Source organism: Xanthomonas protegens (assembly GCF_038442435.1).
Taxonomy (GTDB): domain Bacteria; phylum Pseudomonadota; class Gammaproteobacteria; order Xanthomonadales; family Xanthomonadaceae; genus Xanthomonas_A; species Xanthomonas_A sontii.
In genome coordinates, this window is the sequence record NZ_JAQJCQ010000014.1 from 118,807 (window position 1) to 145,384 (window position 26,578).

General features: G+C 69.1%; 19 protein-coding genes. 16 read left to right on the forward strand and 3 right to left on the reverse strand.

Going from position 1 to position 26,578, the window contains the following annotated elements; translation table 11 throughout:
• The first annotated feature begins 71 nt into the window (after positions 1 to 71).
• The 10 genes from mfd (at position 72) to PIQ37_RS16115 (ending at position 16,624) form a co-directional block, all read left to right on the forward strand.
• Positions 72 to 3,740 carry a transcription-repair coupling factor gene (gene mfd, locus PIQ37_RS16070; RefSeq protein ID WP_342074218.1) on the forward strand — a complete coding sequence of 1,223 codons (3,669 nt, stop codon included), beginning with the start codon at positions 72 to 74 and terminating at the stop codon, positions 3,738 to 3,740.
• Positions 3,741 to 4,189: 449 nt separating this feature from the next.
• Positions 4,190 to 4,510, forward strand: a complete 321-nt coding sequence (locus PIQ37_RS16075) for an STAS domain-containing protein (protein WP_267093858.1) — start codon at positions 4,190 to 4,192, stop codon at positions 4,508 to 4,510.
• A 13-nt stretch (positions 4,511 to 4,523) separates the two neighbouring features.
• Positions 4,524 to 6,617, forward strand: a complete 2,094-nt coding sequence (locus PIQ37_RS16080; RefSeq protein ID WP_342074219.1) for a chemotaxis protein CheA — start codon at positions 4,524 to 4,526, stop codon at positions 6,615 to 6,617.
• A gap of 57 nt (positions 6,618 to 6,674) precedes the next feature.
• On the forward strand, positions 6,675 to 8,813 hold the full coding sequence (locus PIQ37_RS16085; protein ID WP_342074220.1) for a methyl-accepting chemotaxis protein: 2,139 nt from the start codon (positions 6,675 to 6,677) through the stop codon (positions 8,811 to 8,813).
• A 58-nt stretch (positions 8,814 to 8,871) separates the two neighbouring features.
• Positions 8,872 to 10,866, forward strand: a complete 1,995-nt coding sequence (locus PIQ37_RS16090) for a methyl-accepting chemotaxis protein (protein WP_342074221.1) — start codon at positions 8,872 to 8,874, stop codon at positions 10,864 to 10,866.
• 37 nt (positions 10,867 to 10,903) lie between these two features.
• Entirely contained in the window at positions 10,904 to 12,832 is a 1,929-nt protein-coding gene (locus tag PIQ37_RS16095) for a HAMP domain-containing methyl-accepting chemotaxis protein (RefSeq protein WP_407137065.1), read from the forward strand.
• A 9-nt stretch (positions 12,833 to 12,841) separates the two neighbouring features.
• Positions 12,842 to 13,375 carry a chemotaxis protein CheW gene (locus PIQ37_RS16100; protein ID WP_342074223.1) on the forward strand — a complete coding sequence of 178 codons (534 nt, stop codon included), beginning with the start codon at positions 12,842 to 12,844 and terminating at the stop codon, positions 13,373 to 13,375.
• A gap of 49 nt (positions 13,376 to 13,424) precedes the next feature.
• Positions 13,425 to 14,696: an EAL domain-containing response regulator gene (locus PIQ37_RS16105; protein ID WP_342074224.1), complete on the forward strand. Its 1,272-nt coding sequence runs from the start codon at positions 13,425 to 13,427 to the stop codon at positions 14,694 to 14,696.
• Positions 14,697 to 14,712: 16 nt separating this feature from the next.
• Positions 14,713 to 15,519, forward strand: a complete 807-nt coding sequence (locus PIQ37_RS16110) for a CheR family methyltransferase (protein ID WP_342074235.1) — start codon at positions 14,713 to 14,715, stop codon at positions 15,517 to 15,519.
• A 28-nt stretch (positions 15,520 to 15,547) separates the two neighbouring features.
• Entirely contained in the window at positions 15,548 to 16,624 is a 1,077-nt protein-coding gene (locus PIQ37_RS16115; protein WP_017909387.1) for a protein-glutamate methylesterase/protein-glutamine glutaminase, read from the forward strand.
• A gap of 354 nt (positions 16,625 to 16,978) precedes the next feature.
• On the opposite strand, the gene PIQ37_RS16120 is transcribed toward PIQ37_RS16115, so the two are convergent.
• Complete coding sequence (locus PIQ37_RS16120) at positions 16,979 to 17,797, reverse strand: helix-turn-helix transcriptional regulator (RefSeq protein WP_342074225.1); 819 nt, start codon at positions 17,795 to 17,797, stop codon at positions 16,979 to 16,981.
• A gap of 188 nt (positions 17,798 to 17,985) precedes the next feature.
• Here PIQ37_RS16120 and PIQ37_RS16125 point away from each other — a divergent pair, with 188 nt between their 5' ends.
• From PIQ37_RS16125 to PIQ37_RS16135, 3 genes are all read left to right on the forward strand, one after another.
• Positions 17,986 to 19,389 carry an MFS transporter gene (locus PIQ37_RS16125; protein ID WP_342074226.1) on the forward strand — a complete coding sequence of 468 codons (1,404 nt, stop codon included), beginning with the start codon at positions 17,986 to 17,988 and terminating at the stop codon, positions 19,387 to 19,389.
• A gap of 29 nt (positions 19,390 to 19,418) precedes the next feature.
• The gene (locus tag PIQ37_RS16130) at positions 19,419 to 21,404 is read left to right on the forward strand and encodes a glycoside hydrolase family 127 protein (RefSeq protein WP_342074227.1); all 1,986 of its coding nucleotides are present in this window, start codon (positions 19,419 to 19,421) and stop codon (positions 21,402 to 21,404) included.
• 214 nt (positions 21,405 to 21,618) lie between these two features.
• Entirely contained in the window at positions 21,619 to 22,341 is a 723-nt protein-coding gene (locus PIQ37_RS16135) for a 4'-phosphopantetheinyl transferase family protein (protein ID WP_342074228.1), read from the forward strand.
• Between the two features lie 129 nt (positions 22,342 to 22,470).
• On the opposite strand, the gene PIQ37_RS16140 is transcribed toward PIQ37_RS16135, so the two are convergent.
• Together PIQ37_RS16140 and gpmA are read right to left on the reverse strand one after the other, a co-directional pair.
• Positions 22,471 to 22,722 (reverse strand): hypothetical protein, encoded by a 252-nt coding sequence (locus PIQ37_RS16140; protein ID WP_342074229.1) that lies wholly within the window; start codon positions 22,720 to 22,722, stop codon positions 22,471 to 22,473.
• 36 nt (positions 22,723 to 22,758) lie between these two features.
• Positions 22,759 to 23,508 carry a 2,3-diphosphoglycerate-dependent phosphoglycerate mutase gene (gene gpmA / locus PIQ37_RS16145; protein ID WP_010342084.1) on the reverse strand — a complete coding sequence of 250 codons (750 nt, stop codon included), beginning with the start codon at positions 23,506 to 23,508 and terminating at the stop codon, positions 22,759 to 22,761.
• Positions 23,509 to 23,754: 246 nt separating this feature from the next.
• Here gpmA and nfi point away from each other — a divergent pair, with 246 nt between their 5' ends.
• From nfi to PIQ37_RS16160, 3 genes are all read left to right on the forward strand, one after another.
• A complete protein-coding gene (nfi, locus tag PIQ37_RS16150; RefSeq protein WP_342074230.1) occupies positions 23,755 to 24,462 on the forward strand; it encodes a deoxyribonuclease V in 708 nt (235 codons plus the stop codon).
• Positions 24,463 to 24,786: 324 nt separating this feature from the next.
• Positions 24,787 to 25,656: a pirin family protein gene (locus PIQ37_RS16155; protein ID WP_342074231.1), complete on the forward strand. Its 870-nt coding sequence runs from the start codon at positions 24,787 to 24,789 to the stop codon at positions 25,654 to 25,656.
• 346 nt (positions 25,657 to 26,002) lie between these two features.
• Positions 26,003 to 26,470 (forward strand): hypothetical protein, encoded by a 468-nt coding sequence (locus PIQ37_RS16160; RefSeq protein ID WP_017917461.1) that lies wholly within the window; start codon positions 26,003 to 26,005, stop codon positions 26,468 to 26,470.
• Positions 26,471 to 26,578: the final 108 nt, after the last annotated feature.

The following is a 26,578-nucleotide window of genomic DNA, read 5'->3' on the forward strand; positions in this document are numbered from 1 at the left end:
GCGCTCCGCAGGCAGCTTCAGCTCCTGCTCTTCCGGGTCCCGGGTCCCGACCTTGCTAAACTAGTTGGTCCATGCCGCCCCTCTCCTTCCCCGTTCCGCCGCTGCCCAAGTCCGGCCAGCTCCGCGCGCACTGGCGCGCGCCCGCGTCCTCCACCGCACTGGCCTGGCACATCGCCTGCGCCGCGTCCGCGCATCGCGGGCCGTTGCTGGTGGTCGCCCGCGACAACCAGAGCGCGCACCAGCTCGAAGCCGACCTGCATAGCCTGCTCGGCGACGATCCCAGCCTGCCGGTGGTGCCGTTCCCGGATTGGGAAACCCTGCCCTACGACCAGTTCAGTCCGCACCCGGACATCGTCAGCCAGCGCCTGGCGGCGCTGCACCGGCTGCCGACGCTGACCCAGGGCATCGTGGTGGTGCCGGTGCAGACGCTGATGCAGCGGGTGGCGCCGCTGCGCTACATCGTCGGCGGCAGCTTCGACCTGCGCGTGGGCCAGCGTCTGGACCTGGATGCGGAAAAGCGTCGGCTGGAAAGCGCCGGCTACCGCAACGTGCCGCAGGTGATGGACCCGGGCGATTTCGCCGTGCGCGGCGGCCTGCTCGACGTGTACCCGATGGGCACCGATGCGCCGCTGCGGATCGAGCTGCTGGACGAGGACATCGACTCGATCCGCGCCTTCGACCCGGAATCGCAGCGCTCGCTGGACCATGTGCAGGCGGTACGCATGCTGCCTGGGCGCGAAGTGCCGATGGACGACGTCAGCGTGGAGCGGGTATTGACCGCGCTGCGCGAACGCTTCGACGTGGACACCCGGCGCAGCGCGCTGTACCAGGACCTGAAGGCCGGGCTGGCGCCGTCGGGCATCGAGTACTACCTGCCGCTGTTCTTCCAGGAGCCCCGCAGCAGCGGCGCACGCGAGGCCACCGCCACCCTGTTCGATTATCTGAGCGAGCAGGTGCTGCCGCTGATCGCCCCGGGCGTGGGCGCCGCCGCCGATGCGTTCTGGGCGCAGACCCAGGCCCGCTACGAGCAACGCCGCCACGACGTGGAGCGCCCGCTGCTGGCGCCGGAAGAGCTGTACCAGGCGCCGGACGCGCTGCGCGAACGCCTCAACGGGCTGCCGCGCATCGACGTATGGGCCGCCGACCACCCGCGCATCGACGAGGCACAGGCGCTGGGCGACCAGCCGCTGCCGCCGTTGCCGGTGGCGGCCAAGGACGCTGCGCCGGGCGCGGCGCTGAAGAGCTTCCTCGATCACTACCCGGGGCGGGTGCTGATCGCCGCCGATTCGCCGGGCCGCCGCGAGGCGCTGCTGGAAGTGTTGGCGGCCGCGGAGTTGAAGCCGGAGGTGCTGCCGAACTTCGCGGCGTTTGTTCCTTCTCCCACCGGGAGAAGGTGGCGCGAAGCGCCGGATGAGGGTGCGGCGCTCGCGCGGCCGGGAACGAAGAAGGCGGGTGCTTCGGCAAGTTCCAAGGCTGCGCAGACGAACTCCACTAGCGGTCGTACCCTCACCCCAACCCCTCTCCCGGAGGGAGAGGGGCTCGACTCCGGCGAGATCGGTGCACGCTTCGCTATTGCCGTTGCACCACTGGACGACGGCTTCGCGCTGGAGTCGCCGCGGATCGCGGTGCTGACCGAGCGCCAGTTGTTCCCCGAGCGTGCCAGCCAGCCGCGGCGCAGCCGCCGCGTGGGGCGCGAGCCGGAAGCGATCATCCGCGACCTCGGCGAATTGTCCGAGGGCGCGCCGATCGTGCACGAGGACCACGGCGTCGGCCGCTACCGCGGGCTGATCGTGCTCGATGCCGGCGGCATGCCCGGCGAGTTCCTGGAAATCGAATACGCCAAGGGCGACCGGTTGTACGTGCCGGTCGCGCAGTTGCATCTGATCAGCCGCTACTCCGGCGCCTCGGCCGAGACCGCGCCGCTGCATTCGCTGGGCGGCGAACAATGGACCAAGGCCAAGCGCAAGGCCGCCGAGAAGGTGCGCGACGTGGCCGCGGAGCTGCTGGAGATCCAGGCGCGCCGGCAGGCCCGTGCCGGACTGGCGCTGCAGGTGGATCGGGCGATGTACGAGCCGTTCGCCGCCGGCTTCCCGTTCGAGGAAACCCCCGACCAGTTGGCCGCGATCGACGCCACCCTGCGCGACCTGGCCAGCAGCCAGCCGATGGACCGCGTGGTCTGCGGCGACGTCGGCTTCGGCAAGACCGAGGTCGCGGTGCGCGCGGCCTTCGCCGCGGCCAGCGCCGGCAAGCAGGTGGCGGTGCTGGTGCCGACCACGCTGCTGGCCGAACAGCACTACCGCAACTTCCGCGACCGCTTCGCCGACTACCCGCTGAAGGTCGAGGTGCTGTCGCGCTTCAAGAGCAGCAAGGAGATCAAGGCCGAGCTGGAGAAGGTCGCCGCCGGCAGCATCGACGTGATCGTCGGCACCCATCGCCTGCTGCAGCCGGACGTGAAGTTCAAGGACCTGGGCATGGTCATCGTCGACGAGGAGCAACGCTTCGGCGTGCGCCAGAAGGAAGCGCTGAAGGCGCTGCGCGCCAACGTGCACCTGCTGACCCTGACCGCCACGCCGATTCCGCGCACCTTGAACATGGCCATGGCCGGCCTGCGCGACCTGTCGATCATCGCCACGCCGCCGCCGAACCGGCTGGCGGTGCAGACCTTCGTCACCCAGTGGGACAACGCGCTGCTGCGCGAAGCCTTCCAGCGCGAACTGGCGCGCGGCGGCCAGCTGTACTTCCTGCACAACGACGTGGAGAGCATCGGCCGCATGCAGCGCGAGCTGAGCGAGCTGGTGCCGGAGGCGCGCATCGGCATCGCCCACGGGCAGATGCCCGAGCGCGAGCTGGAAAAGGTGATGCTGGATTTCCAGAAGCAGCGCTTCAACGTGCTGCTGTCGACCACGATCATCGAATCGGGCATCGACATCCCCAACGCCAACACCATCGTCATCAACCGCGCCGACCGCTTCGGCTTGGCGCAGTTGCACCAGTTGCGCGGCCGCGTCGGCCGCTCGCATCACCGCGCCTATGCCTATCTGCTGGTGCCGGACCGGCGCAGCATCACCCCGGATGCGCAGAAGCGGCTGGACGCGATCGCCTCGATGGACGAACTGGGCGCCGGCTTCACCCTGGCCACCCACGATCTGGAGATCCGCGGCGCCGGCGAACTGCTGGGCGAGGACCAGAGCGGGCAGATGGCCGAGGTCGGCTTCAGCCTGTACACCGAACTGCTCGAACGCGCGGTGCGCAGCATCCGCCAGGGCAAGCTGCCGGACCTGGATGCCGGCGAGGAAGCGCGCGGCGCCGAGGTGGAACTGCATGTGCCGGCGCTGATCCCCGACGACTATCTGCCCGACGTGCATACCCGCCTGACCCTGTACAAGCGCATTTCCAGCGCCCGCGACAGCGACGGCCTGCGCGAACTGCAGGTGGAGATGATCGACCGCTTCGGCCTGCTGCCGGATCCGGTGAAGCACCTGTTCGCCATCGCCGAACTGAAGCTGCAGGCCAACGTGCTGGGCATCCGCAAGCTGGAACTGGGCGAACACGGTGGGCGCCTGGTGTTCGAGGCCAAGCCCAACGTGGATCCGATGACCATCATCCAGATGATCCAGAAGCAGCCGAAGCTGTATGCGATGGATGGCCCGGACAAGCTGAAGCTCAAGCTGCCGCTGCCGGAAGCGGCCGACCGCTTCAATGCCGCGCGCGGCCTGCTGACCGCGCTGTCGCCACGCTGAGCGACGCGGGCGATCGTGCCCGCGTCTGTTCACGCACCATCGGCCGCCGCACACGGGCTGAACTCTTTTCGTTCTGAAATACCGCCGCCACATGCGGCGGCGTACGGCGCCTGCAGCTTGCGCAACACCTGAACGCAACGGTCTTCACGTGAAGACCGACGGACGCGCCTCGCGCGGCTTTTTTGACGTCTTCACGCGCGATTGCGATTGGCACAGCACGTGCAGGAGCCATGGGGAAACCCCGGTCGCACTCAAGCCGTTATGGGACGTGCATCTTGGGTCGATCTGAACCACTCAGGCTTGCGTGCGGCGTGGGAGACAAATGCTTCACGCGCACTAAATATTTCTAAATATTTCCTGTCTGCGCCGATATCGCTCTTACCGAAGCCCGCATGCGCCCTTCATCGAGCGCCGCCGGCTTTCCCCTTGCCCACTGCCGGAGACCCGCCATGCGCTCGACGCCCCCCGACGAACAGGATCCGCCGCTGCAGTTGATCGTGGACGGCGACATGACCATCCGCCATGCGGCCGAACTGAAGCCGCTGCTGCTGCCCGCGCTGGAGCATCCCGGCGGCCTGCGCCTGCAGTTGCAGGCGGTGAACGACATCGACGCCACCGGCGTGCAACTGCTGCTGGCCACCCAGGCCGCGCTGCGCGCGCTGGGACGGCCATTCCAACTCGAGGGCTGCACCACGGCGGTCGGCGACGCGCTGGACCTGCTCGGCCTGGGCGACGCGTTCGAGCGCGTCGGCGACGACACTCTTCACTAATCGGCAGCACGACATGAACATGGATCAATTGCTGCAGACCTTCATCGCCGAGAGCCGCGACCTGCTCGAGGACATGGAACGCAACCTGCTGGAAGCCGAGCGCGGCGAAGCCGGTCCCGACGCGGTCAACGCGATCTTCCGCGCCGCCCATACCATCAAGGGCTCCGGCGGCCTGTTCGATCTGGCGCAACTGGTCGGCTTCACCCATGTGGTGGAGAGCGTGCTGGACCTGGTGCGCGAGCACGCGGTCGCGCTGGATTCGGACCTCATCCAGCTGATGCTGGCCTGCTGCGACCACATCCGCACCCTGGTGGAAGCGGCCGCCGGCGCCGAGGCGGACGAAGCCACGCTGGCCACCGAGGGTGCGCCGCTGCTGGAACGCCTGCAGACCTACCTGCACCCGGCTGCCGCGCCGGCCGCCAAGGCCAGCGCCGCCGCAACGCCCGCGGCACCGGCCGCGCCGGCGCAGACCGGCTACTGGCGGATCTCGCTGCAGCTGTTCACCGATGCGCTGCGCTTCGGCAACTCGCCGCTGCACCTGATCCGCTGCCTGCGCAGCCTCGGCAGCCTGGAAGCGGTGCGCACCCGTCACGAGCGCGTGCCGGCATTGCCGGAACTGGATCCGGAGGCCTGCTACCTGGGCTTCGACATCCTGCTGCGCAGCGAAGCGCAGCAGGCCGCGATCGAGGACATCTTCGAATTCGTGCGCGACGACTGCGACCTGCAGGTGCTGGCGGTGGACCCGCTCGGCGACGCCGCCAACCTGGATCTGCCGCTGCTGGTGGCCGAGGCCGGCAGCCAGGCCAGCGCCGACGACTTCGCCGGGTTCGAAAGCGCCGCCACACCGGAGGCCGCGCCGGCTGCAGCCGCACCGGCCGTGCCCAGTGCGCCGGCATTGGCAGCGGCCCCCGCCGCCAATGCCGGCCCTGCCAAGGCCGCGGGCGCGCGCGGCGAAGGCGGCTCGATCCGCGTCGACGCCGACAAGCTCGACCGCATGATCGACCTGGTCGGCGAACTGATCATCGCGGTCGCCAGCACCGGCGCCAACGCGCAGCGCACCGGCGATGCGCAGTTGCTGGAATCCACCTCGATCCTCGCCGGCCTGGTCGAGGAGGTGCGCGAAAGCGCGCTGCAACTGCGCATGGTCAAGATCGGCGGTACCTTCAGCCGCTTCCACCGCGTGGTTCACGACGTGGCCCGCGAACTGGGCAAGGATATCGCGCTGGTGGTCAACGGCGAGGACACCGAACTGGACAAGTCGGTGGTGGAGAAGATCGCCGATCCGCTGACCCACCTGGTGCGCAACGCCATGGATCACGGCATCGAACCGGCCGAGGTGCGCCAGGCGCGCGGCAAGCCGGTGCGCGGCACGGTGCGGCTCAACGCCTTCCACGATTCCGGCAGCATCGTCATCCAGATCAGCGACGACGGCGGCGGCCTCAACCGCGACCGGATCCTGGCCAAGGCGCTGGAACGCGGCCTGATCGAACCCGGCCGCCTGCTCTCCGACCGCGAGGTGTTCGCGCTGATCTTCGAGCCGGGCTTCTCCACCGCCGAGAAGGTCACCAACCTGTCCGGCCGCGGCGTCGGCATGGACGTGGTCAAGCGCAACATCGCCGCGTTGCGCGGCAGCGTCGACATCAGCAGCCAGCAGGACGTCGGCACCACCATCTCGGTGCGGCTGCCGCTGACCCTGGCGATCATCAACGGCTTCCAGGTCGGGGTCGGCAAGTCGGTGTTCGTGGTGCCGCTGGACGTGGTCGAGGAATGCGTGGAGTTCGCACCGAACTACCAGAGCGAGTACATCGACCTGCGCGGCAACGTGCTGCCCTACGTGCGCCTGCGCTCGCTGTTCGCCATCGCCGGCACGCCGCCGGCGCGCGAGAGCATCGTGGTGATCCGCCAGGGCTCGCAGCGGTTCGGCCTGGTGGTCGACACCCTGCTGGGCGAGTGGCAGACCGTGATCAAGCCGCTCTCCAAGGTATTCGCCCAGGTCAAGGGCATCAGCGGCTCCAGCATCCTCGGCAGCGGCGGGGTTGCCCTGATCCTGGACGTGCCGTCGCTCATTGGCCAGTTGCAACCCGGCACCGAATCGCTGGCGGCCTGAGCCGCCGCATTGCCTGCCGTCATTCCTACGTCACGCCATCAACCAGGAATCGCCGTCATGTCCCAGAACCGGACGCCCATTACCACCCTGCCGACGGCCGCGGCCGTCGCCATCGCCCTGCCCGCCGCCGCGGCCGTCGCGGCGCTGACGCTGCCGCTGGCCGGCGGCATCGCCTGGACTGTGGTCGCCGTGGCCACGCTGGTCGCCGGCGTGGTGCTGGGCCGCAGCGTGCGTTCGGCGCAGCAGGCGTCCGCTGCCGCGCAGCGCGAACTGGACCTGGCACGCACCGGTCTGCAGGCGCTGGCGCAGGGCGAACTGGAGCGCGTGGACGCGACCGCCGGCGGCAGCGAGATCGGCCAGGCCCTGCTCGCCGCGCAGCGGCCGCTGCGGCAACTGCAGGCCGACGTCGCGCACATGACCAGCGCCCACGCCGCCGGCGACTGCGACGTGATGCTGGATGCGACCCAGGCCGGCGGCGCCTACCGGACCCTGGTCGGCGACATCAACCAGCTGGTCGGTGCCCACATCGGCGTGTGCAAGCAGGCGATCGACTGCGTGGGCGAATTCGGCCTTGGCAATTTCGCCGCGCCGCTGGCTGCGTTCCCAGGCAAGAAGGCCTACATCAACGACACCATCGAGCAGGTGCGGCGCAACATGCTCGGCCTGATCGCCGAGATGCGCCGCGTCTCCGAGCAGCACGAGGCCGGCGAGATCGACGCCAGCATCGACAGCGCGCACTTCCAGGGCGACTTCCGCGGCATGGCCGACGGCATCAACCGCATGGTCGGCAGCCACATCGCGGTCAAGAAGCAGGCGTTGGGCGTGGTCGCCGAGTTCGGCCGCGGCAACTTCGACGCGACCATGCCGCAGCTGCCGGGCAAGAAGGCCTTCATCAACGAGACCATCGAGCAGGTGCGCGGCAACTTCAAGCGCCTGATCGGCGAGATCGCGCGCATGTCCGACGAGCACGACAAGGGCGACATCGACGTGCAGATCGACTGCACTCATCTGGACGGGGAATTCTGCGCGATCGGCAAGGCCATCAACCGCATGGTCGCGGCGCACATCGCGGTCAAGAAGCAGGCACTGGGCGTGGTCGCCGAGTTCGGCCGCGGCAACTTCGACGCGCCGATGCCGCAGCTGCCGGGCAAGAAGGCCTTCATCAACGAGATCATCGAGCAGACCCGCGGCAACCTGCGCAGCGTCGGCGACGTGATCAAGGTGATGGGCGCGATGGCCGAGGGCGACCTCAGCCGCCAGGTGCAGGGCCACTACGAGGGCGCCTTCGCCGACATGCAGCGCTACGTCAACGCCACCATCGACAAGCTCACCAGCATCGTCAACGAGGTCAACGGCAATGCGGTCACCCTGGCCAGCGCCGCCGAGGAACTGTCCTCCACCGCGCAGTCGCTGAGCCAGGCGGCCAGCGAGCAGGCCGCCGGCGTCGAGGAGACCAGCGCCTCGCTGGAGCAGATGAACGGCTCCATCGCGCAGAACGCGGAGAACGCCAAGATCACCGACGGCATGGCCGCCAAGGCCTCGCGCGAGGCCGCCGAAAGCGGCGAAGCGGTCCGCGCGACCGTCTCGGCCATGAAGGAGATCGCACGCAAGATCGGCATCATCGACGACATCGCCTACCAGACCAACCTGCTGGCGCTGAACGCGGCGATCGAGGCCGCGCGCGCCGGCGAGCACGGCAAGGGCTTCGCGGTGGTCGCCGCGGAAGTGCGCAAGCTGGCCGAGCGCAGCCAGGTCGCCGCGCACGAGATCAGCGACGTCGCCAGCACCAGCGTGAACCTGGCCGAGACCGCCGGGCGCCTGCTCGGCGAAATGGAACCGTCGATCCGCCGCACCTCCGACCTGGTGCAGGAGATCACCGCCGCCTCCGAAGAGCAGAGCTCCGGCGTCGGCCAGATCAACACCGCGGTGGTGCAGCTCAGCCAGACAACACAGCAATCCGCTGCCAACGCTGAAGAATTGGCCGCCACGGCCGAAGAAGTAAGTAGCCAGGCCGAACAGTTGCAAACGCTCATGAGCTTCTTCACCACCGGCGCCACCACCTCCCCGGCGCCGGCCCCGCAACCGCGACGCCTACCGATGTCGACGCAGCGCGCACCACGCGCCCGCAGCTTCGGTGGCCCGGCGGCCACCGCCCAGGCCGCGCGCCTGGAAGAAGCGGCATTCGTTTCGTTCTGAACTCTCTCCGTCCCGGCCTGTCAGGCCGGGGACTTTTCACCCGCACAGGTACACCGGCATGTCCAACTCCCTTTCGCTGTCCTCCAAGCTGTGGACCGGTTCGGCCATCGCCGTCGCGCTGCCATTGGCCGCCGCCGCGTGCGGGTTCGCGCTCGGCCTGCCCGCCGGGCAGACCCTGGCGCTGAGCATCGGCGCCACGGTGATCGCCGCCGCGGTGCTGGCCTATACCGTCCACGCCATCACCCGCTCGCTGCGGATCGCCACCACCACCCTGGCACGCTTCGCCACCGGCAATTTCGAGGTGGTGATGCCGACCATACGCAACGATCAGGCCTGCGAGGTACTGCTGGCGCTGCGCCAGGTGCAGACCGGGGTGCGTCAGATCAACGACGAGATCGTGCGCATGTCCGCGCAGCACGACGCCGGCGACATCGACGTGGTGATCGACAGCCAGCGCTTCGACGGCGAGTTCAAGGTCATCGCCGAAGGCATCAACCGCATGGTCGGCGACCACATCGCCACCAAGAAGAAGGCGCTGGCCTGCGTGGCCGAATTCGGCCGCGGCAATTTCGAGGCACCGCTGGAGACGTTCCCGGGCAAGAAGGTCTTCATCAACGAGATCATCGAGCAGGTGCGTCGCAACCTGCTGGGGCTGATCACGCAGATGAAGCACATGTCGGCCCAGCACGATGCTGGCGACATCGACGTGGCGATCGAGAGCCACCGCTTCGAAGGCGACTTCCGCAGCATGGCCGACGGCATCAACCGCATGGTCGGCGACCATATCGCCACCAAGAAGAAGGCGATGGCCTGCATCGCCGAATTCGGCCGCGGCAACTTCGACGCGCCGCTGGAGGCTTTCCCGGGCAAGAAGGCGTTCATCAACGACACGGTCGAGCAGGTGCGTTCCAACCTGCGCGCGCTGATCCGCGACACCAGCCTGCTGGTCGATGCCGCCGCGGCCGGCCGTCTGGACGTGCGTGCCGACGGCAGCCTGCACCATGGCGACTTCCGCCGCATCGTCGACGGCGTCAACCTGACCCTGGACACGGTGATCGGCCCGCTGAACGAAGCCGGCGCCGTGCTCAAGGCGATCGAGGCCGGCGACCTGACCCGGCTGGCGGACGTGCAGTGCCAGGGCCAGCTGAAGGAACTGTGCGACAGCATCAATGCCACCGTCGCGCGCCTGGCGCAGGTGGTCGGCGAGGTGAACATCAATGCCGAAGCCCTGGCCAGCGCCTCCGAGCAGGTCAGCGCCACGGCGCAGTCGCTGAGCCAGGCGGCCAGCGAACAGGCCGCCGGCGTGGAGGAGACCAGCGCCTCGCTGGAGCAGATGACCGCGTCCATCGCGCAGAACACCGAGAACGCCAAGGTCACCGACAGCATGGCGGCCAAGGCCGCGCGCGAAGCCAACGAAGGCGGCGACGCGGTGCGCTCGACGGTGACCGCGATGAAGCAGATCGCGCAGAAGATCGGCATCATCGACGACATCGCCTACCAGACCAACCTGCTGGCGCTGAACGCGGCGATCGAGGCCGCGCGCGCCGGCGAGCACGGCAAGGGCTTCGCGGTGGTCGCCGCCGAGGTGCGCAAGCTGGCCGAGCGCAGCCAGGTGGCCGCGCAGGAGATCGGCCAGGTGGCCGAATCCAGCGTGGAGCTGGCCGAGAACGCCGGCAAGCTGCTGGACCAGATGGTGCCGTCGATCCGCCGCACCTCCGACCTGGTGCAGGAGATCACCGCCGCCTCCGAGGAACAGACCTCCGGCGTCGGCCAGATCAACGCCGCGGTCGGCCAGCTCAACCAGACCACCCAGCAGGCCGCGGCCAACTCCGAAGAACTGGCTGCCACGGCCGAGGAAATGAGCGGCCAGGCCGAGCAGTTGCAGCAACTGATGAGTTTCTTCCGTACCAACCAGGTCGTGGCGCCGCGGCGTCCGACGGCGGTCACCGCCGGTCCGTCCCGCAGGGCGGCGCCGGTGCGCAAGCGTGGGTTCGGGGAGGTCGGCCTGGCACTGGTGTCGGCGCCGGACGAAGCCCATTTCGATACGTTCTGATATCCACTTCCACGACATCACATCCAGGGGGATCACGATGTTCCAGCACATGAAGATCGGCACACGCATCGGCATCGGCTTCGGCCTGGTGTTGCTGCTGCTGTTGGGGACCGGCATTTTCGCCACGATGCAAATGGCCCGAATCAACGGCTCGTCCACGGAGCTTGCCGGCAACTGGATGCCCAGCGTACGCAACGTCGAAGAAATGAGCGCCAACTTCAACAAGTTGCGCTTGTTCGAACTGCAACGGGTCATCGCCACCGATCCGGCCGAGCGGCAGGACTACGACACGCGCATGATCAAGACCCTAGAGGCCTTCGAGAACAACAAGAAGGCCTACGTCCCGCTGATCTCCTCGCCGGAGGAGCAGGCGCTGTACGAGGATTTCGCCAAGAACTTCGACCGCTACACCGAGCTGCACAAGCAGTTGCTGGCGCTGGCGGCGCAGGGGAAGACAGAGGAGTCGATGACCGCGCTGAACGGCGAGCAGCGGCAGATCTTCCGCAGCACCGCCGCGGCGATCGACAAGCTGGTGGACCTGAACGTCAAGGGCGGCCAGGACGCCAGCGACCGCGGCGACGAACTCTATGCGTCCGCGCGCTCGCTGATCATCGCGACCATCGTGGTGGCGGTGCTGCTGGGCGCGGTCGTGGCGTTCTTCATCGTGCGCATCCTCACCCGCCTGCTGGGCGGCGAGCCGGCCTATGTGGCCGAGATCGCCAACAAGGTGGCGCAGGGCGACCTCAACCTGGAGGTGGCCGTGCGTGCCAACGACAGCGGCAGCGCGCTGTATGCGATGCGGACCATGGTCGAGCGGCTGAAGCTGGTGATCGACGGCCAGCGCCGTGTGGTCGCGGCCGCCAACCGCGGCGATTTCTCCGAGCGCATCGCGCTGGACGGCCTGGCCGGGTTCCAGCGTGAGATGGGCCAGGGCCTGAACGACTTGGCGACCACGACCGGCGGCAGCATCCAGGACGTGGTGCGGGTGATGGGCGGCCTGGCCGAGGGCGACCTGACCCAGAGCATCGACAAGCACTACGACGGCGCCTACGCCGAAATGAAGAACTACATCAACGACACCATCGCGCGCCTGTCGCAGGTGGTCAGCGAGGTCAACGGCAATGCCGAATCGCTGGCCAGCGCGTCGGAAGAGGTCAGCGCCACCGCGCAGTCGCTGAGCCAGGCGGCCAGCGAACAGGCCGCCGGCGTCGAAGAGACCAGCGCTTCGCTGGAGCAGATGACCGCGTCGATCTCGCAGAACACCGAAAACGCCAAGATCACCGACGGCATGGCCAGCAAGGCTTCCAGCCAGGCGCTGGACGGCGGCGAATCGGTGCGGGCGACCGTGCTGGCGATGAAGCAGATCGCGCAGAAGGTCGGCATCATCGACGACATCGCCTACCAGACCAACCTGCTGGCACTGAACGCGGCGATCGAAGCCGCGCGTGCGGGCGAGCACGGCAAGGGCTTCGCCGTGGTCGCCGCGGAAGTGCGCAAGCTGGCCGAACGCAGCCAGATCGCGGCGCAGGAGATCGGCGACGTCGCCACCTCCAGCGTGGAAATGGCCGAGACCGCGGGCAAGCTGCTGGACGAGATGGTGCCATCGATCAAGCGCACCTCCGACCTGGTGCAGGAGATCACCGCCGCCTCCGAGGAACAGACCTCCGGCGTCGGCCAGATCAATGCCGCGGTCAGCCAGCTCAACCAGACCACCCAGCAAGCCGCCTCCAACTCCGAGGAACTGGCCGCCACGGCCGAGGAGATGAGCGCGCAGGCCGAACAGCTGCAGCAGCTGATGAGCTTCTTCAAGGTGCAGGGCACCCCGCCGGCCAGGACCGCGGCGCGACGTCCCGGCGCCGGGCGCGGCCGCAACGGGCAGGCCGGTCCCAAGCCGATCGCGCGCGTCGCCAACGGCCAGCTCGTCCTGGCGGATTCGCTCGACGAAGCCCACTTCGAAACCTTCTGAGACATGGCCATGAACGCTCCCGCTTCGCTCTCACCCTCCGACGCCGGCGACCTGGCCACGGACCAGTTCCTGACCTTCCTGCTCGGCAAGGAAATGTTCGGCGTCGGCATCCTCGGCATCAAGGAGATCATCGAGTACCGCACGCCGACCGACGTGCCGATGATGCCGCCCGCATTGCGTGGGGTGATCAACCTGCGTGGCGCCGTGGTGCCGGTGGTGGACCTGCAGCAACGCTTCGGCCGCGCGCCCAGCGAGATCAGCAAGCGCACCTGCATCGTCATCATCGAGGTGGCGGCCGGCGAGGAACGCCAGGTGCTGGGCCTGCTGGTGGACGCGGTCAGCGAAGTGCTGGAGATCGCCACCGCCGACATCGCGCCGCCGCCGGCCTTCGGGACCGGCATCCGCCGCGATTTCATCCACGGCATGGGCAAGGTCGGCGAGCGCTTCGTGATCCTGCTCGCCGCCGATGCGGTGCTGGCGCCCCAGGAGTTCGCCAGCATGACCGCCCTCGACGCCCACCTGGAAGAAGGCATCGCCGCCTGAGCGGCCGTTGCCGCGCAGCGCCCTGCCCTCTCCTCGAAACGGATTTCGCATGCCCACGGCCCCCGACACCGCCGCTCTGCACCACTTCGGTACGGTCCTGGTGGTCGACGACAGCCAGGTCCAGCGCGAACATGCGCTGGCCCTGTGCCAGCGCATGGGGGCGGTGGCGGTGGAAGGTGCGGCCGACGGCCATGCCGCACTGGCGCGGGTCACCCAAGGCGCGCCGCTGGGGCTGTTGATCGTGGATCTGGAAATGCCCGGCATGGACGGCGTGCAGTTGCTCGACGCACTGGCCCGCTGCAGCGTGCGCGTGCCGATCGTGGTCGCCTCGCAGCGCGGCGCGGCCTTGATCGACTCGGTGCTGCAGGTCGGCCGCAGCAACGGCCTGCAGGTGCTGGCGGGACTGGAGAAGCCGCTGCGCGCCGCCCAGCTCGCGGCCGCGGTGCGCGCCCACGCGCCGAGCGCACCGGCACCACGTGACGACGCCGAGGCGCCCGGCGAGGCGACGATGGCGGCGATGCTGCGCGAGGCCCTGCAACGTGGCGAGATCGAGGTGGCCTATCAGCCCAAGGTGGACATGCGCAGCGGCCGGGTCGGCGGCGTGGAAGCGCTGGCGCGCTGGCGCCATCCCAGTGCCGGGCCGATCGCGCCGGACCGCTTCATCGCCGTGGCCGAGCGCGAAGGCCTGATCCACGCGCTCACCGCCTGCGTCGCCGACCAGGCGATGGCGCGGCTGGCGGCGTGGAAACAGGACGGGTTTCAGCTGACCCTGGCGTTGAACCTGTCGCCGAGCACGCTGCAGAACCCGAACCTGCTCGACGAACTGCTCGGGCTGCTGCGCCAGCACGGGCTGGCGCCGTCGGACCTGGTGCTGGAAATCACCGAAAGCTCGCTGGTCTGCGGCAGCGCTCTGGGCATGCTGGCGCGGCTGCGGCTGCAGGGCTTCGGCCTGTCGCTGGACGACTACGGCACCGGCTTCTCCTCGCTGCAGCAGCTCACCCGCATCCCCTTCACCGAATTGAAGATCGACCGCATCTTCGTCCACGACGCGCACCGCAGCCGCAACCTGCGCACGGTCCTCGAATCGGCACTGGGCATGGCCCAGCGGCTGGGCCTGAGCACCGTCGCCGAGGGCATCGAAACGGTGGAGGACTGGACCCTGCTGCAGGAGCTGGGCTGCGACTTCGGCCAGGGCTACCTGCTGGCGCGCCCGCTGGGGGGCGGCGCGCTGCACGCCTGGCTGCTGGAGCACCAGCGCCTGCTGCAGGAACACGGCCCCACCGGCAACGCCAGCGTCCCCGCTCCCGCCCCTCCCCACTGACCGACCGGCCATGACCATGACCAGCCACGACACCATCACCGAGCAGGAATTCGGCCGGTTCCAGCGTTTCATCTTCGACGCCGCCGGCATCACCATCTCGCCGGCCAAGAAAGCCATGCTGTGCGGGCGCCTGGGCAAGCGCCTGAAGGCGCATTCGCTGCAGACCTACACCCAGTACCTCAAGCTGCTGGAAAGCCGCGAGGGCAGCGGCGAGGTGCAGACCGCGATCGACCTGCTGACCACCAACGAAACCTATTTCTTCCGCGAACCCAAGCACTTCGACCTGCTGCGCAGCATCGCCGCCGCGCATACCGGCAGTGCGCCGTTCCGTTGCTGGAGCGCGGCCAGCTCCAGCGGCGAGGAGGCGTACAGCATGGCCATGGTGCTGGACGATACCCTGCAGGGCCGCCCCTACGAGGTGGTCGGCACCGACATCAGCACGCGCGTGCTGGCCAAGGCGCGGACCGGCCACTACCCGCTGCTGCGCATCGAGCACATGCCGCCGGCCATGCTCAAGCGCTACTGCCTCAAGGGCCGCGGCGAGTACGAGGGCAGCATGCTGATCGACCGCAAGATCCGCGACCACGTGCGCTTCCTGCACGCCAACCTCAACGCGACGCTGCCCAACCTGGGCCAGTTCGACGTGGTGTTCCTGCGCAACGTGATGATCTACTTCAACGGCCAGACCAAGCGCGAAGTGGTGACCCGGGTGCTGGGCACGCTCAAGCGCGGCGGCATCTTCTGCATCGGCCACTCCGAGAGCCTCAACGACGTCAACGGCGACGTCGTGCAGATCGCGCCGTCGGTGTACCGCAAGCCATGAACCACGACGTCCCAGGAGGGAACCCCGCATGACCACGATCAAGGCCATGGTGATCGACGATTCGGCGGTGGTGCGCCAGGTGCTGGTCGCCGTGCTCAACGACGCGCCCGGCATCGAGGTCATCGCCGCCGCGGCCGACCCGCTACTGGCGATGGACAAGATGCGCCAGCAGTGGCCGGACGTGATCGTGCTGGACGTGGAGATGCCGAAGATGGACGGCATCACCTTCCTGCGCAAGATCATGAGCGAGCGCCCCACCCCGGTGGTGATCTGCTCCACGCTCACCGAGAAGGGCGCGCGGGTGACCATGGACGCGCTGGCCGCCGGCGCGGTGGCGGTGGTGACCAAGCCCAAGCTCGGTCTCAAACAGTTCCTCACCGACTCGGCCGAGGAAATGATCGCCACGGTGAAGAGCGCCGCGCGCGCCAACGTCAAGCGCCTGTCGGCGCGGCCGGCAGTGGCGCCGGCGGAGCCGGAGATCAAGCACACCGCCGACGTGATCCTGCCCGCACAGGGCGGCCGCGCACTGTCGCAGACCACCGAACGGGTGGTGGCGATCGGCACCTCCACCGGCGGCACCCAGGCGCTGGAGGAAGTGCTGACCGCGCTGCCGCGGGTCAGCCCGGGCATCGTCATCGTCCAGCACATGCCGGAGAAATTCACCGCCGCCTTCGCCGCGCGCCTGGACACGCTGTGCCAGATCTCGGTGAAGGAAGCGGCCAACAACGACCGCGTGGTCCCGGGACGCGCGCTGATCGCGCCGGGCGGCAAGCACATGCTGCTGCGCCGCAGCGGCGCGCAGTACTTCGTCGAGGTGCTGGACGGGCCGCCGGTGAACCGGCACCGGCCATCGGTGGACGTACTGTTCCGTTCCGCCGCGCGCGCCGCCGGCGGCAACGCGCTGGGCATCATCATGACCGGCATGGGCGACGACGGCGCGGTCGGCCTGCTGGAGATGCGCCAGGCCGGCGCACGCACCGTGGCCCAGGACGAACAGAGCAGCGTGGTGTTCGGCATGCCCAAAGAAGCGATCAAGCGCGGCGGCGCGGAGAAGATCCTGCCGCTGAACGCGATGGCGCGCGAGATCGGCCAGCAGCTGAGCTAGCGCGACCAGCCGCCGCAGCCGCACCACCCTGCCGCAGGAGCGGCTTCAGCCGCGACGGAGCGTCTCCACGAAATCGCGTCGCGGCTGAAGGGCAACTCTCACAACGACGAAGTCCATTTGCAGGAGCGGCTTCAGCCGCGACGGGCGTTACCGGGAATGCCCGTCGCGGCTGAAGCCGCTCCTACAATCGAGACAAGACATCACGCCGCGCCGCGGCGATCACGCGTTATTAGATGTGCCCTGAAGCCGCTCCTAAGAAGCAGGCAGGCTGCGCATTGCCACGGCCGCCAAACGACACGCGCGCACGCGCAAAAGTGCGCGGCAGCAGCACGCACACCGCACCCGCAAAGCCACTCACCCCGAATTAATGTGCTCCTTGCAGTACAGCCGCCGATACGCACTGGGGGTCATGCCCAGGCGCTGGCGGAACACGCGGCGGAAGTAGCCGCTGTCGCTGAAGCCGGCGCGCTGCGCCACGTCGTCCACCGCGCAGGTGTTGACCAGCAGCAGCTTCTCGGCGAAGGCGATGCGCTGGCGGTGGATCGCCTCGGTCAGCGTGGTGCCGAAGCTGCGCCGGTAGATGCGGCCCAGATAATCCGGATTGCAGTGCAGTTGCGCGGCCAGCGACGAGGCGGTGAGCGCGGTGTGGAACTGGGTGCCGATCAGTTGCTTGGCACGGTACGCCAGCGCCACCCCGGCGCGTTCGGAATCGTGCGGATCCGGCCAGGCGCCGGCCACGCATTGCAGCATCGACAGCACGATCGGCTCCAGCATCGGCAGCGTGCGGCGTTCCTCCTGCTCGGCCAGGAACCAGCGGAACAGGCCGACGAAGCGATCCGGATCGCGGATCGCAGTGCGCTGCGGCATCGACAGCGCCACCGCGTTGTCCGCCTGCGCCACGCCCGGTTCCAGTTCGAAATGCACCCAATAGAACCGCAGGTCGTCCGGGAACTGGCCAAGGCCGGCGTGCGCGCGGCCGGGCCACAGCAACAGCGTCTCGCCGGGTCCGACGTGGAAGTCGTTGTCCTGTTCGCGAAGCGAGAGGATGCCGCGCTCGACGAAGATCAGCTCGTAGGACTGGATCACCCGCGCCGGATGCGCACCCACGCCGCGGGAAATGAACAGGCCTCCGTTCTGGACCCGGATCGGATAGGCGACGGCGAATTCGAGCATGTCGGAAACGTCTCCCCTTGCCTGTGCGACGCTGCACTGCAGCATTCGAATGAACGATACCGCGCGAGGACGCCGCGGCCGCCGTGGTCGGAATCGTACCGGTTTTATACCGCACAGACTCTTGTCGCGGGTGCGCCGCCATGCCACTTTGCGCTGGCGCCGGACCGGGCGCGCCAGGAGCCGTTACGTTGACCGCGACCGCCATCGGCCACGCCACCGCAGACGCCGCAGCGGCCGCGACCACGCCGCGTCTGTCGCGCCTGGAGAAGTTCGGCTACGGCCTGGGCGATGCCGGCGGCACGGTGGTCACCTGCCTGATCGCCAACTTCCTCACCTTCTTCTACACCGACGTGTTCGGCCTGACCCCGGCGCTGGTCGGCACCCTGTTCACCGTGCTGCGCGTGGCCGACGCGGTGTCCGATCCGGTGATGGGCCTGATCGCCGACCGCACCCGCAGCCGCTGGGGCCGTTTCCGCGCCTGGCAACTGTGGGTCGCCGTGCCGATCGGCATCGCCTGCGTGCTGACGTTCAGTGCGCCGCAGCTGAGCGCCGGCGCCAAGATCGCCTACGCCTTCGCCAGCTATTTCCTGCTGTCGCTGTGCTACACCGCGATCAACGTGCCCTATTGCGCGCTGATCAACAGCATGACCGGCGACCACCGCGACGTGGTCTCGGCGCAATCCTGGCGCTTCGTGCTGTGCGGCATCGCCGGTTTCCTGGTGTCGGTCGGGCTGCCGTGGCTGGTGCGGGAACTGGGCAATGGCGACGCCGCGCGCGGCTACCAGCTCGGCGTGGGCGTGCTGGCGGCGCTGGCGGTGGCGATGTTCCTGTGCTGCTTCTTCGCCGTGCGCGAACGCGTGCCGGTCAGCCTGCTCGGCGGCGCCGGCATCGGCGCACATCTGCGCGGCCTGCTGCAGAACGACCAGTTGCGGCTGGTGCTGCTGATGTCGTTCCTGCTGATCAACGTCTACAACATCCGCGGCGGCGCCTATCTGTACTTCATCACCTACGTGCTCGGTGGCAGCAGCGGCTACGCCTCGCTGTTCTTCGCGATGGTGGCGCTGGCCACGGTACTCGGCGCGATCGTGGTCAACGCGCTGTGCCGCCGCTTCGATCCGCTGGCGCTGTACCTGCACACCAACCTGGCGCTGGCCGCGTTCGGCGTGGCGCAATGGTGGCTGCCGACCGGACCGGCGCAGCAGACGCTGTGGCTGGGGGTGATCTTCGTGCATTGCCTGGTACTGGGCTTCGCGCTGCCGCTGCACTTCTCGCTGATGGCCTTCGCCGACGACTACGGCGCCTGGAAGAACCGGGTGCGCTCCTCGGGCATCAACTTCGCCTTCAACCTGTTCTGCATCAAGCTGGCGTGGGCCTCGAGCGCGGTGGTGATCAGCGCGCTGTTCGTCTACGCCGGCTACCGCGCCGGCGCCGCGCAGCAGAGCCCGGCCTCGCTGCAGGCCATCACCCTGCTGGAAACGCTGATCCCCGCCGGCCTGCACCTGCTGCTGGCCGCGGTGATCCTGCGCTGCCGGCTGCGCCGGCCGCTGCTGGCGAATATCGCCGCCGACCTCGCCGCGCGCCCGGTGCACTGACCTTCCCCACTCTCCAGGATCTCCGCTCCATGCCGCATTCGCCCGTGCCGTCCCCGGAACTGCCGCTCGCCCACCTGCGCATCGCCGATCCGTTCTGGCAGCGCTACCAGCGCCTGGTGCAGGAGGTGGTGCTGCCCTACCAGTGGGACGCGCTCAACGACAAGGTCGCCGATGCCGAACCCAGCCACGCCATCGAAAATTTCCGCATCGCCGCCGGCCGCAGCGACGGCGCGTTCTACGGCATGGTGTTCCAGGACAGCGACGTGGCCAAGTGGCTGGAAGCGGTGGCCTACCTGCTGGCGCAGCATCCCGATCCGGCGCTGGAGCGCGATGCCGACGCCACCATCGAGCTGATAGGTGCCGCGCAGCAGGCCGACGGCTACCTCAACACCTACTTCACCGTGAAGGCGCCGCAGGAACGCTGGACCAACCTGGCCGAGTGCCACGAGCTGTACTGCGCCGGGCACATGATCGAGGCCGGCGTGGCCTACTTCCAGGCCACCGGCAAGCGCGCCCTGCTCGACATCGTGTGCCGGCTCGCCGACCACATCGACGCCACCTTTGGCCCCGGTCCGTCGCAGTTGCACGGCTACCCCGGGCATCCGGAGATCGAACTGGCACTGATGCGCCTGTACGAGGCCACCGGCGAGGCGCGCTACCTGGAATTGGCACGTTATTTCGTCGAACAGCGCGGCACCACGCCGCACTACTACGACGAGGAGTACGCCAAGCGCGGCCAGACCTTCTTCTGGGGCGGGCACGGCCCGGCCTGGATGATCCAGGACAAGGCCTACAGTCAGGCGCACCTGCCGGTGGCGCTGCAGGACACCGCGGTCGGCCATGCGGTGCGCTTCGTGTACCTGTACGCCGGCGTGGCGCACCTGGCCCGGCACAGCGGCGACGCCACCCTGCGCGCGGCCTGCGAGCGGCTGTGGAACAACGCCACGCAGCGGCAGATGTATCTCACCGGCGCGATCGGCGCGCAGAGCTACGGCGAAGCCTTCAGCGTCGACTACGACCTGCCCAACGACACCGCCTACAACGAGAGCTGCGCCTCGATCGGGCTGATGATGTTCGCCAACCGCATGCTGCAGCTGGCGCCGGATGGCCGCTACGCCGACGTGATGGAGCGGGCGCTGTACAACACCGTGCTGGGCGGCATGGCCCTGGACGGGCGCCACTTCTTCTACGTCAACCCGCTGGAAGTGCACCCGCCCACGGTCCACGGCAACCACACCTTCGACCACGTCAAGCCGGTGCGCCAGCGCTGGTTCGGTTGCGCCTGCTGCCCGCCCAACATCGCCCGCGTGCTGACCTCGCTCGGCCACTACCTCTACACCCGCCGCGACGACACCTTGTACGTGAACCTCTACGTCGGCAGCGACGCGCGGTTCGAGGTCGGCGGGCAGACCCTGACCCTGCGCCAGCGCGGCGAATATCCGTGGCAGGACACGATCGCCTTCGAGGTGGAGTGCAGCGCCCCGGTGGAGGCGGCACTGGCGCTGCGCCTGCCGGACTGGTGCCAGGCGCCGCAGCTGCTGCTCAACGGCGAGCCGGTGGCGATCGACGCGCACCGCCAGCACGGCTACTGCGCGCTGCGCCGGCGCTGGCAGTCCGGCGACACCCTGCAGCTGCGCCTGCCGATGCCGCCGATGCGGGTCAGCGGGCACCCGCGCGTGCGCCACCTGGCCGGCAAGGTCGCGGTGCAACGCGGACCGCTGGTGTACTGCCTGGAGCAGGCCGACAACGGCGCCGACCTGCATCAGCTGCGCCTGCCGGCCAGCGCCACGCTGCAGGCCGTGCCCGGCACCGGCGCGCTCGCCGGCCAGGTGCTGCTGGAGACCACCGGCGAACGCCTGCACGGCGACGTCGACGCCGCAGCATCGCCGCTGTACCGCTACGATGCGCCGCCGCCGGCGCGGCAGCCGCAGACCCTGACTTTCGTGCCCTACTTCGCCTGGGCCAATCGCGGCGAGGGCGAAATGCGGGTGTGGGTGGACACCAGCGACGGCTGAAAGCAACGCTGCGGAGCGCCACCTGTAGGAGCGGCTTCAGCCGCGACCGGCGTTCCCAGTAACGCCGGTCGCGGCTGATCCCACAAAAGGGACAAGAGCCGTCCTGCCGGACAAGCTGCATTCGGATGAATCCTTGCGGAAACAGGTCACCACAGCGATGCCTGCCTGCGCCCCACAAGCGCCGCACAGCCAGCACACGCTCTAAGCTAGGGCCATGGATGCCCTGGCCCTCGCCGCCCCGCCGTTCGCCCGCCTCGCCCTCGGCGCGCATCGCATCGCAGTGCCGGACGCCTGGCTGCTGCCGTTCGAGGTCGATGCCTTCGACAGCGACGATTTCCAGCGCCACGGCCTGCAGCAGCCGCCGTCGATCGCGCGCAGCGTGCGCAAGCGCCAGGCCGAGTACCTGGCCGGACGGCGCGCGGCGCTCGCCGCGCTACAGGCGGCCGGCAGCACGGCCACCGACCTTCCGATCGGCCCCGACCGCGCCCCGCTCTGGCCAGACGGTTTCCTTGGCAGCCTCTCGCATACCGACGGCGTCGCGATCGCCATCGCCGTGCCGACGTCCGCCGGAGCCAACGGCATCGGCCTGGATATCGAACGTGTGGTGGCCGCGGACCAGCTCGAAGCGATCCGCAGCGTGGCCCTGGACGCCAGCGACTGTGACGCGTTGGCTGCGCTCGCCCACGTCCGCGGCTGGCCGTATGCGCTGACCCTGGGCTTTTCGGCGAAAGAGAGTTTCTACAAGGCCACCGCGGCCACCGTCGGCCGTTTCTTCGATTTCGACGCCTTGCGCATCGAAGGCTGCGACCCGGCCAGCGGCAGCGTGGAGACGCGGATCGCCACGCCGCTGGCGCCGGCCTTGCCGGCTGGACAACCGCACCGTCTGCGCTGGGTGGACGTGCAGCCCGGGCTGCTGCTCACCAGCTGCGTCTGGTAAGGAAATTCCGGTTACGCCGTTGCCGCACAGCTGCGGCAACGCGCGCTGCATGCAACATGCGGCGCGGCGTCGACACCGCACTTCCGCTTGGCAGGCCGCGACAACGCGGCGCCTGCCGGAGTCACACACTCACAACGCGGCCAGGATCTGCTCGCGCCGGCGTGCGTACTCCGCCGCATCGATCAACCCCTGCACCTTCAGCTGCTCCAGCGCGCGCAGGCGCTGCTCGACCGAGGCAACGGGCGGCAGCGGCGGCGGCACCGCCGCAGCCGGCCGGCGCCGCTGGGCGCGGATCGCCAGCCACACCACCATGCCGATCAGCAGCGGAAAGGCGAGCACGACCAGCAGGATGAGCCAATGCCAGATGCTGAATCCACCCATCGCGTTCTCCTGCCGGCCGCGTGCCGATCCTGGTGCTTACTTCGCCTTGCCCTGATTGGCCACCGCTTCGGCCGCCTTCTTCGCCGCTTCCGGATCGCCGAGGTAGCGGTAGGACTGCACCTGCAGGCTGTCGTCCAGTTCGAACAGCAGCGGAATGCCGGTGGGGATGTTGAGTTCTAGGATTTCTTCGCGCGAAACGTCGTTCAAGTACTTGTACAGCGCGCGCAGCGAGTTGCCATGGGCGGTGACCAGCACGGTCTGCCCGGCCTTGAGCTGCGGCGCGATGGCGTCGTGCCAGTACGGCAGCACGCGCTCGAGCGTGGTCGCCAGCGACTCGGTGGCCGGCAGCGCATTGCGGTCCAGGGTGGCGTAGCGGCGGTCGTGCAGCGGATGGCCCGGATCCTCGGCGTCCATCGGCGGCGGCGGGATGTCGTAGGAGCGGCGCCAGATCTTGACCTGGTCCTCGCCGTGCTTGGCCGCGGTCTCGGCCTTGTCCAGGCCCTGCAGGCCGCCGTAGTGGCGCTCGTTGAGACGCCAGCTCTTGTGCACCGGCAGCCAGTCCTGGTCGAGTTCCTTCAGCGCGCCCTGCAAGGTGTGGATGGCGCGCTTGAGCACCGAGGTATGGGCGACGTCGAACTGCAGCCCCTCCTCGCGCATCAGCCGACCGGCGGCCACGGCTTCCTGGCGGCCCTGCTCGGTCAGGTCGACGTCGACCCAGCCGGTGAAGCGGTTATCCAGGTTCCACTGGCTCTGGCCATGGCGCAACAGTACGAGTTTGCGGGTCACTGCGACGGTCTCCGTTGGGGGATGCGTGGGTCGTGCGGCCCTGGATTGTAGCTGGTGGCGGGGATTCGGGATTCGGGATTCGGGATTGGGGATTCGCAAGGGCCTGGTTCTCCAGCAAGCGAAGCGGCCGAGCGCCACCTGATCGCCAGAGCCGCGCGGGAAGCGCCTTCAACGAATCCCCAATCCCGACTCCCCAATCCCGCCCCCTCCACACCCCAGCCACGAACGCGGCGCGATCATCGGTGCATGGACACTTCTTCGCATTCCGTATTCGGCGACTGGGACGGCAGCATCGTGCAGGCGCGCGCGCTGCAGGCGACGCTGGCGCGCCAGGTCAGCCTGCAGGACGATGTGCCCGACCGGCCGCGCTGGCTAGCCGGCTTCGACGTCGGCTTCGAGGACGACGGCCAGGTCACCCGCGCCGCCGCGGTACTGCTCGACGCGCAGACCCTGCAGCCGCACCAGGCCGAGATCGCCCGCGTGCCCACCTCGATGGCCTATGTGCCGGGCCTGCTCAGCTTCCGCGAACTGCCGGCGCTGCTGGCTGCGCTCGGTCTGCTGCGGCAGCGCCCGGACCTGGTGTTCGTCGACGGCCAGGGCATCGCCCATCCACGCCGGCTCGGCATCGCCGCGCACTTCGGCGTGGTCACCGGGCTGCCCAGCATCGGCGTGGCCAAGACCTTGCTGGCCGGCCGCTTCGAGGAGCCCGGCGCGCAGGCCGGCGACCACAGCCCCATCGTGCATCGCGGCGAGGTGGTCGGCTGGGCGCTGCGCAGCAAGCTGCGCTGCAATCCGCTGATCGTCTCACCCGGCCATCGTGTGGCGGTGGACAGCGCACTGCAGTGGACCCAGCGCTATCTGCGCGGCTACCGCCTGCCGGAGCCGACCCGCCTGGCCGATCGGCTGGCCTCGCGCCGCGGCGAGGTGGCGATCGCCCAGCCGGGCTTGCTGTAGCCTCGGCATCGGTGGCGCGACTGCGAAGGCGCACTCGCTGCATCAGCACTGTTATGTCGCGTCCCAAGCGGACGCGTTGGATTGAAACCACATGGCGTTGTCGCCACCGGCGTCGTCGATCGGTCGCCCCCGCCCGGGGGCGTGGATCCCCGCAGTCGCCTGCATCGTGTCGCGATGCGCATGTGCGAACGCGCATCACCTGCGCAAGAGAGGCGCACACCATGCGCCGCGGCACGCGGAACATTGCGTCTTGCGCCGCTGGCGTCCGTGCCACGCGTCCGCATGCGAAGCTTGCGCTCCGTTCCTGCCACCACGAGCGCCGGCATGCCCACCCTGATCGCCCCCCGCGTCCACGATATCGGCGGCTTCGAAGTGCGCCGCGCCGTCCCCAGCGTGCAGGCGCGCAGCGTCGGCCCCTTCGTCTTCATCGACCACATGGGGCCGGCGGTGTTCGAGCCGGGCCACGGCGTGGACGTGCGCCCGCATCCGCACATCGGCCTGGCCACGGTCACCTTCCTGTGGTCCGGCGAGATCGGCCACCGCGATTCGCTCGGCTCCGACCAGGTGATCCGCGCCGGCGACGTCAACTGGATGACCGCCGGCCGCGGCATCTCCCACTCCGAACGCACGCCGGCCACGCTGCGCGAGCATGCGCATCCGCTGCACGGCATGCAGACCTGGGTGGCGCTGCCGAAATCGGCGGAAGAGACCGCACCGGCGTTCTACCACCATGCCGCCGCCAGCCTGCCGCAGCAGCGCCGCGACGGCGCGTGGCTGCGGGTGATCGCCGGCCGCGCCTACGGCGAGGAATCGCCGGTCACGGTGTTCGCCGACACCCTCAACGTGGCCCTGGACCTGGAGGCGGACGCGGAAATCGACCTGGACGCGCGGCACGTCGAGCGCTCGCTGTACATCCTGGAAGGCGAGGCGCAACTGGACGGCGTGGACATCCCGGCGCGGCACCTGGTCCTGCCCGAGCCCGGCGCGCGCGGGCGGCTGCGCGCCAAGACCCCGCTGAAGGCCATGCTGATGGGCGGGGAACCGCTGGATGGCCCGCGCCACCTCTGGTGGAACTTCGTGTCCAGCTCGGTGGAACGCATCGAGCAGGCCAAGCAGGACTGGCGCGAGGGCCGCTTCGGAACCATCCCGGGCGACGACCAGGAATTCATTCCGTTGCCCGAACCCGGCCACTGAGCGGCGGCAGGCCCGCATCGGGCCACCGCCCCCCATACGCGAAGCGCCACCGCCCTCGTCAGCCCGCGATCCGCAGCCGGAACTGCCTGATCGGCACAGCCGGTCGGGTGCCGCCATGCCGTACCACGCGTACGGACATTCCGGAATCCACATCCCAATTGTCAGCGCGGCCACGCTGGGCTATGGTGCAACCGCGGCCGCGCACGCGTGACCGCACACGGGACACGCACTGCGTCGGGGGATGCACTGCCGGGATCCCGCACAGGATGGGCGCTCCCGCAGACGACGCCACAGGCGTGCGTATGGATCGAACGCGTCGCATCGCGGCGTATGGGGAACATCGCGAATGAAGACACTCTTGCGCAAGGCGCTGCTGACCGCTGCGGCGGCGTTGCCGGCCGCTGCCGCCACCGCGCAGCAGGCACAGAACTGCCCACCGCTGCCGCCGCAGAGCAAGCTGCAGTGGAGCGAACGCAGCGACAAGGGCTTCATCGTCTGCCGCGCCAGCGACGCCGACGGACGTCAGGTGCTGGGCATGATGCTCACTGCACGCGACCCGAACATTCCGCTGCAGCGCACGCTGCGCGAGGAAAAGGGCGCCATTGCCGGCGAGCAGGTGTACTGGTACCGGCCGGACCTCGGCGGTGCCGACCTGCCGGGCCTGGCCTCGCGCCGGATCGCGGTCGCGGAACTGAAGAAGGGCCAGTTCGCCCAGGTGTGGATCGACGCCGCCGACACCCAGGAACTGCAGACCCTGCAGTCGCTGGTGCAGGGGCTGGACATGCGCCAGTCGAGCCTGGCGCTGGAGCGCTGAGGGCCCCAGCCCGGGAGACCACGTAGGAGCGGGGGGACGCGCGGCGCGGGTTGGCGGGGCCACCCGTAGGGGGGGTCACCGCCGCCCAGGCGCGCCCCCCCTCGCCGC